This is a genomic window from Pseudonocardia pini, assembly GCF_013870575.1.
GTDB classification, from domain to species: domain Bacteria; phylum Actinomycetota; class Actinomycetes; order Mycobacteriales; family Pseudonocardiaceae; genus Pseudonocardia; species Pseudonocardia pini.
On sequence record NZ_JACBXB010000262.1, the window covers coordinates 1 to 6856 of the forward strand.

General features: G+C 71.9%; 7 protein-coding genes and 1 pseudogene. 6 read left to right on the plus strand and 2 right to left on the minus strand.

All coding sequences use genetic code 11. The features are described 5' to 3' along the window. The 4 genes from H5J29_RS16140 to H5J29_RS16155 form a co-directional block, all read left to right on the plus strand. Positions 1–425: RsmA family anti-sigma factor (locus H5J29_RS16140; RefSeq protein WP_220187493.1), on the plus strand; the 425-nt coding region annotated here is incomplete at its 5' end. A gap of 102 nt (positions 426–527) precedes the next feature. Next, positions 528–1529: a thioredoxin-disulfide reductase gene (gene trxB, locus H5J29_RS16145; RefSeq protein ID WP_181781786.1), complete on the plus strand. Its 1002-nt coding sequence runs from the start codon at positions 528–530 to the stop codon at positions 1527–1529. A gap of 35 nt (positions 1530–1564) precedes the next feature. Further along, positions 1565–1894, plus strand: a complete 330-nt coding sequence (gene trxA / locus H5J29_RS16150) for a thioredoxin (protein WP_181781787.1) — start codon at positions 1565–1567, stop codon at positions 1892–1894. A gap of 219 nt (positions 1895–2113) precedes the next feature. After that, on the plus strand, positions 2114–3268 hold the full coding sequence (locus tag H5J29_RS16155) for an N-acetylmuramoyl-L-alanine amidase (RefSeq protein ID WP_181781788.1): 1155 nt from the start codon (positions 2114–2116) through the stop codon (positions 3266–3268). 107 nt (positions 3269–3375) lie between these two features. Here H5J29_RS16155 and H5J29_RS16160 read toward each other — a convergent pair whose 3' ends face one another. Continuing rightward, positions 3376–4044: a GNAT family N-acetyltransferase gene (locus H5J29_RS16160; RefSeq protein WP_181781789.1), complete on the minus strand. Its 669-nt coding sequence runs from the start codon at positions 4042–4044 to the stop codon at positions 3376–3378. Between the two features lie 227 nt (positions 4045–4271). Here H5J29_RS16160 and H5J29_RS16165 point away from each other — a divergent pair, with 227 nt between their 5' ends. Together H5J29_RS16165 and H5J29_RS16170 are read left to right on the plus strand one after the other, a co-directional pair. Beyond that, the gene (locus H5J29_RS16165) at positions 4272–5618 is read left to right on the plus strand and encodes an aminotransferase-like domain-containing protein (protein WP_312858262.1); all 1347 of its coding nucleotides are present in this window, start codon (positions 4272–4274) and stop codon (positions 5616–5618) included. 37 nt (positions 5619–5655) lie between these two features. Next, a complete protein-coding gene (locus H5J29_RS16170; protein ID WP_181781790.1) occupies positions 5656–6603 on the plus strand; it encodes a D-alanine--D-alanine ligase family protein in 948 nt (315 codons plus the stop codon). Positions 6604–6619: 16 nt separating this feature from the next. Here the strand turns inward: H5J29_RS16170 and H5J29_RS16175 are convergent. Then, positions 6620–6856: pseudogene (locus tag H5J29_RS16175) on the minus strand (ParB/RepB/Spo0J family partition protein); the annotation flags it as partial.

A 6856-nucleotide genomic window follows, 5' to 3' on the forward strand; every position in this document is an offset into this window, starting at 1 on the left:
GCGGAACCGCACTCCGCCCGCGCCCCCTCGACCCCACTCGACCTGCCACCGCCCGGCCGGGTCCGCCACGCCGTCGTCGCACCCTCGTGCTGACCGTCGCGGCGGCGGCGCTCGTCGCGGTGGTGCTCACCGGCCCGCCGCCGAGCAGCACACCGGCTGACCTGACCTCCGCGGCCGGACGGGTCCTCGCCGAACGGACCCGGGACGTGGGCGCGCTCGCCGATCCGGCCACCCTCGCGTCGTGCCTGGTCAGGGCCGGGGTGCCCGCCCCGGATGGACCGCTGCTGGCGGGCAGACCGGTGCGCGTCGGTGTGACGGAGGGCACCCTTCTCGTCATTGGGACAGGAATCCGCGGACGAGTCCGCGCCGTCGTCCCCACCCTGGACTGCACGTCCGTCCTGGCCGACCTGGTCCTCGGAGGGTGACCTATGACACACCCCGGAGGCACGCCCCGGCGGCAGGGGGAATGTCCGCTCCTAGGATCGTGTTGAGCAGGCCGAGCACGTCGGACGAGGAGTGAGGCACCGGTGACCACCGAGCAGAAGATCCACGAGCTGATCATCATCGGCTCCGGACCGGCCGGGTACACCGCCGCGGTGTATGCCGCGCGCGCCCAGCTCGCCCCGCTGGTGTTCGAGGGCACCCAGTTCGGTGGCGCGCTGATGACCACCACCGAGGTGGAGAACTTCCCCGGCTTCACCGACGGGATCATGGGCCCCGAGCTCATGGAGCAGATGCGCGGCCAGGCGAAGCGCTTCGGCGCGGACCTGCGGTCGGAGGACGTCGAGTCCGTGATGCTGGAGGGGCCGGTCAAGGAGGTCACCGCCAACGGCGTGACCTACCGCTCGCGCGCGGTCATCCTCGCGATGGGCGCGGCGGCCCGCTACCTCGGCATCCCGGGTGAGCAGGAGCTGCTCGGCCGCGGTGTGTCGGCGTGTGCCACGTGTGACGGCTTCTTCTTCCGCGACAAGGACATCGCCGTGATCGGTGGTGGCGACTCCGCGATGGAGGAGGCCACCTTCCTCACCCGCTTCGGCCGGACGGTCACGATCGTCCACCGCCGGGACGAGTTCCGGTCGTCGAGGATCATGCTCGAGCGCGCGCAGAACGACCCGAAGATCCACTGGCAGCTGAACAAGGCGGTCGAGGAGGTCGTCGGCGACAAGGGCGTCACGGCCCTGAAGCTGAAGGACACGCAGACCGGCGAGGAGTCGCTGCTCGAGGTCAGCGGCATGTTCGTCGCCATCGGGCACGACCCGCGCAGCGAGCTGGTCCGTGGCCAGGTCGAGCTCGACGACGAGGGCTACGTGAAGACCCAGGCCCCCACGACCTACACGAACATCCCCGGGGTGTTCGCCGCGGGCGACCTGGTCGACCACACCTACCGGCAGGCGATCACGGCGGCGGGCTCCGGCTGTTCGGCCGCGATCGACGCCGAGCGGTGGCTGGCCGACGAGCCGATCGACGCGGAGATGGCGGGCGGCGGCTACGGCGCCGACGCCGAGGACGTCGCGGCCGCGGTCCACTGACACACATCGCACACCACACGAAGGAGCACACCCGGATGGGCAAGAACACCGTGGACGTCACCGACGCCACGTTCGAGAGCGACGTCCTGAACAGCGGGAAGACCGTGCTGGTCGACTTCTGGGCCACCTGGTGCGGGCCGTGCAAGATGGTCGCCCCGGTGCTGGACGAGATCGCGGGTGAGCACAAGGACTCGCTGACGGTGGCCAAGCTGGACATCGACGCGAACGGCAAGACCGCCCAGGAGTACCAGGTCATGTCGATCCCGACGATGATCCTGTTCCAGGACGGCAAGCCGGTGAAGACGATCGTCGGCGCGAAGCCCAAGGCCGCGCTGCTCAACGACCTCTCCGACTACCTGTCCTGAGACAGGGTACGGCCGGTCGGCGATCCCCCGGTTCGTCCGGCGATCGCCGGCCCGCTCCGTCCGACGGGCCCGAGCCGCCCGGCGCGTGTCCCCACCGTTCACGGCGGGGACACGCCCGTGTCCGCCCCGCTGTCCCCCGTCCGGGGCCGCGCGGTGCAGAATGGTCGGCGGCCTTGGACCGGGAGACCGGTCGTCACGTCGAGATCGAGCGAGGGGTGCATGCAGCTGCTCCGCCGCGGTGACCGTGGGACAGCGGTCGTCGAGATCAGGGACACGCTGCGTCGGTTCGGCCTGCTGGCCGCCGCACCCGTCCCCGTCGCCCCCGAGCTGTTCGACGTCGAGCTCGAGCGGGCCGTCCAGGCCTTCCAGCAGCGCCGTGGGCTCATCACGGACGGCATCGTGGGCCCGGACACCTACCGCGCCCTGCGCGAGGCAGGCTGGAGCCTGGGCGACCGGATGCTCGCCCTCCTGGTCTCCTCCCCGATGAGCGGGGACGACGTCGGGCAGCTGCAGACCCGGCTGCTCGAGCTCGGGTACGACCCGGGCCGCCCCTCCGGCGTGTTCGACGAGCGCACCGAGGCCGCCCTGCGCGGCTTCCAGCGGGACTACGGCATGGCCTCCGACGGCGTCTGTGGGCCCGCCACGCTGCGGGCGCTGCGCCAGCTCGGCCGCAAGGTCACCGGCGGCCGCCCCGGCCTCCTGCGCGAGCAGGAGCTGCTGCGCCGGGCCGGGCCCCGGATGCGCGGCAAGCGCATCGTGGTCGACCCGGGCCACGGTGGGCTGGACCGCGGCGTACAGGCCGCAGGGGTCTGCGAGGCGGACCTGATGTGGGACCTCGCGCGCAGGCTCGTGGGCCGCATGTCGGCCACGGGCATGGAGGCGTTGCTCTCGCGCCGGGAGGACACCTGCCCCACGGACGCCGAGCGGGCCGCCTTCGCCAACGAGGCGAACGCCGACCTCGTTCTTTCTCTCCACTCTGACGCGAATCGGAGTGTGCACGCCCAGGGCGTCGCGACCTTCCACTTCGGGAACGGCTCCGGCGCCACCTCCACCGTCGGCGAGGCGCTCGCCGGTCTGATCCAGCGCGAGCTGCTCACCCGCACCGCGATGCTGGACTGCGGGAGCCAGGGTCGGACGTGGGAGATGCTCCGGCTCACCCGCATGCCCACGGTCCGCGTGGAGCTCGGCTACCTCACCCACATCGGCGACCGGCAGAAGCTGCTGGACCCGGCCTTCCGAGACGTCGTGGCGGAGGGGATCCTCGTCGCCGTGAAGCGTCTGTACCTGCTCGGTCAGAACGACCAGCCGACCGGCACGTTCACGTTCTCGGACGTCCTGGCCCACGAGATCCGGAACCAGGCCCAGGCCATCTGATCGCCTCAGCGGCGATCTGAGGGCCGGGAACGGGCAAAACCGCTCTCCCGGCGGCCCTTACTCACAGCGGTGTGATTTCGTCGCTCAGCGGCCGGTACAGGGCGCCCTCAGATCGCCTGTGCGTGTGCCCCCGCGGGTACCGGGATCTGGTGGGCCGGGGGAGCGGCCGCCTGCATCGGGATCGTGACCGTGCCGAGGAGTTGCTCGAGCGCGTGCTCGACGTCCTCCTTCCACGTGATCCCCGAGCGCAGCTCCATCCTCAGCCGGGGCCAACGAGGGTGCGGCCGGACCGTCTTGAAGCCGACGCTGCGCAGGAAGTCCGCCGGGACGATGCAGCCGGGCTCGTTGCCGGGCCTCGCCTCGCCGAACGCCTCGACCGCCTTCACCCCGCGTCGGGTGAGGTCCTTGACGACGGCCTGGGCGAGCATCCGCCCCAGCCCCTCGCCTGCGAACTCCGGCATGACCTGGAGCGTGGTCAGCAGCACCGCGTCCGCACTCACCGGGCCGGTCGGCATCTCGGTGGCCCGCGGGACGGCGGAGGGCGGTGCGTACATGACGTAACCCGCGGGAGCACCCCGCATGTAGACGATCTTGCCGCAGGAACCCCACTCGAGGAGGATCTCGGAGACCCAGGCCTCCTTCTCCAGCTCGGTGGTGCCGAAGTCCTCCGCCTGCTTTGCGAGGTGGGGCGCGAGCTCCCAGAAGACACAGGAGCGACAGCGCTTCGGGAGATCCCCGAGGTTGTCGAGGTTGACCGCCGTGACGTGCCAGGACAACGTGCTACCTCCGGCGGGCGCCCAGGGGGTTCCGCGTGTTCGTGAGCCCCCGCGTGATCACGAAGACCGTTCGATGGTAGGTCGGCGGACGCGCGACCGACACCCCGACGACGACGACCGGTCTCCCGGCCTCGCCGAAGGGCAGCCCGTACACCCGTCCTGGTTACACTCAACTGCTTCTTCCCTGCGCCCGAGTGGCGCCCCGCTGTCGATCAGGAGGATCCCTCGTGACGATCCCGCCGTCCCCGCACCGCCCCGACGCCGTCGAGCGGACCGCGGCGGCGGCAGCGGCGCCGGTCCCGCCGACCGAGCGGTTCGCGGCCCGGACCTCCGGGATGGTCGCCTCCGAGATCCGCGCGCTGTTCGCCGTGGCGAGCAGGCCCGAGGTCGTCTCCCTGGCGGGCGGCATGCCCAATCTGGCCGCGCTGCCGCTGGACACGCTCTCCGCCGAGATCGGAGACCTGGTGGCACGCGAGGGGCAGGTCGCTCTGCAGTACGGCTCCGCCCAGGGCGTGCCTGCGCTGCGCGACCAGATCTGCGAGGTCATGCGCGAGGAGGGCATCCACGCCGACCCGAACGACGTCGTGGTGACCGTCGGCTCGCAGATGGCGCTCGACCTCGTCACGCGGCTGTTCTGCGACCCGGGGGACGTCGTGCTCGCCGAGGGACCCTCGTACGTCGGGGCGCTGGGCAGCTTCGCCGCGTACCAGGCGAAGGTGGTCCACGTGGCGATGGACGCCCACGGCCTCGTGCCCGAGCTGCTCGAGGAGGCGCTGCGCACCCTCGCCGCCCGGGGGATCACGCCGAAGTTCCTCTACACGATCCCGAACTTCCACAACCCCGCAGGCGTGACCCTGGCCGTCGAGCGACGGCAGCGGATCCTCGACCTCTGCGCCGAGTACGGCGTGGGCGTCGTCGAGGACAACCCCTACGGACTGCTGGGCTTCACCAGCACGCGGTACCCGGCCCTACGCTCGATGGACCGCTCGGTGATCTATCTCGGCTCGTTCTCCAAGACCTTCGCCTCCGGGCTGCGGGTCGGGTGGGCGCTCGTGCCGCCCGCGGTGCGGGACCGGCTGGTCCTCGCCGCGGAGTCCGCGACGTTGTGTCCGCCGAGCTTCACGCAGATGGTCGTCTCCCGGTACCTGGAGAAGCACGACTGGCGGGCGCAGGTGAAGACGTTCACCGAGCAGTACCGCGAGCGCCGGGACGCGATGCTGGCCGCTCTCGAGGCCTACCTGCCCGAGGGCTGCACGTGGACCGTCCCCGCGGGCGGCTTCTACGTCTGGGTCACGCTGCCGGAGGGGGTCGACGCCAAGGCGATGCTCCCGCGCGCCGTCACCGCCCGCGTCGCGTACGCCTCCGGCACCGGCTTCTACGCCGACGGGCTCGGCAGCCGCCAGCTCCGGCTCTCGTACTGCTACCCGACGCCCGAGCGCATCACCGAGGGCGTCCGGCGGCTGGCGGGCGTCATCGAGGCCGAACTCGACGTCCGCCGCACCTTCGGCCTGCCCGCGTCGCCCGCACCCGAGCTGCGCCGCGGATCGCACACCCCGTCACCGGACACCGCCTGAACGGTGTTTCACGTGGAACATCCGGCAGAATGCCCGCGTGAGCGATCGAAGTGTGGCGGTTCTGGCTGGCGGGCTCTCCCACGAGCGGGAGGTCTCGCTCCGCTCCGGGCGACGACTCGCGGGTGTCCTGCGCGCCACCGGCCTGGACGTCCGTGAGTGGGACGTCGACGCCACCCTGATCGACCGACTCCAGGCTGAGCGGCCCGATGCGGCGATCGTCGCCCTGCACGGCGGAGAGGGGGAGAACGGCGCCGTCCAGGCCGTCCTGGAGCTGCTGGGCGTGCCGTACGTGGGCACCACGTCGGCTGCGTGCCGACGCGCGTGGGACAAACCGACCGCGAAGGCCGAGCTGGAGCGCGCCGGGCTGCACACACCGGACTGGATCGCTCTCCCGCACACGACGTTCCGCGAGCTCGGCGCGAAGTCCGTGCTCGAGGCGATGGTCGAGCGGCTGGGGCTGCCCCTGATGCTGAAGCCCGACCAGGGCGGCTCGGCGCTCGGCGCCCAGGTCGTGCGCGCGGCGGAGGACCTGCCCGCGGCGATGGTGAGCTGCCTGGCCTACGCCGACACCGTGCTCGCAGAGCGGTTCGTGACCGGCACCGAGGTCGCCGTGTCCGTCGTGCACGACGGCGCGGCGCCCCGGGCACTGCCGCCCGTCGAGGTGGTGGCACCCGGCGGCGTCTACGACTACACCGCCCGCTACACCCCGGGCGCGACGACCTTCCACTGTCCGGCCCGGCTGTCGGCGGACACGACGGCGCTGCTGGAGCGGACCGCGCTGGAGGCCCATGCGCTTCTGGGGCTGCGGGATCTCTCGCGCATGGACGCGGTCGTCGACGAGGACGGGAGGGTGCAGATCTTGGAGGTGAACGTGTCGCCAGGGCTCACGGACACCTCGCTGCTCCCCACCGCGGTGGCGGCGGAGGGCAGCGACCTCGGGGCGGTGTTCGCGGCGCTCGTGGAGCGGGCGGTCGAGCGGGCCTGACGTTTCACGTGGAACGTCAGCGCCCCTCGATCATCCCCGCGATCCGCTCGAAGTCCTCGGTCGAGCCGAACTCGACGACGATCCGGCCCTTCCGGGCGCCCATCTCGACCTTGACCGTGGTGTCGAAGCGGTCGGCGAGGCGCGAGGCGACGGCGGTCATGCCCTCGCTCACCGCCGGCTTGCCGCGCTGCTTGCGCTGCTTCGCCGGACCGTCCTCGTTGCGCGCGAGCACGACGGCCTCCTCGGTCGCGCG

What these genes read in the sequence shown, in the direction of transcription:
- trxA (WP_181781787.1), top strand. Translation starts at nt 1,565, where the DNA reads ATGGGCAAGAACACCGTGGACGTCACCGACGCCACGTTCGAGAGCGAC.
- H5J29_RS16155 (WP_181781788.1), top strand. Translation starts at nt 2,114, where the DNA reads ATGCAGCTGCTCCGCCGCGGTGACCGTGGGACAGCGGTCGTCGAGATC.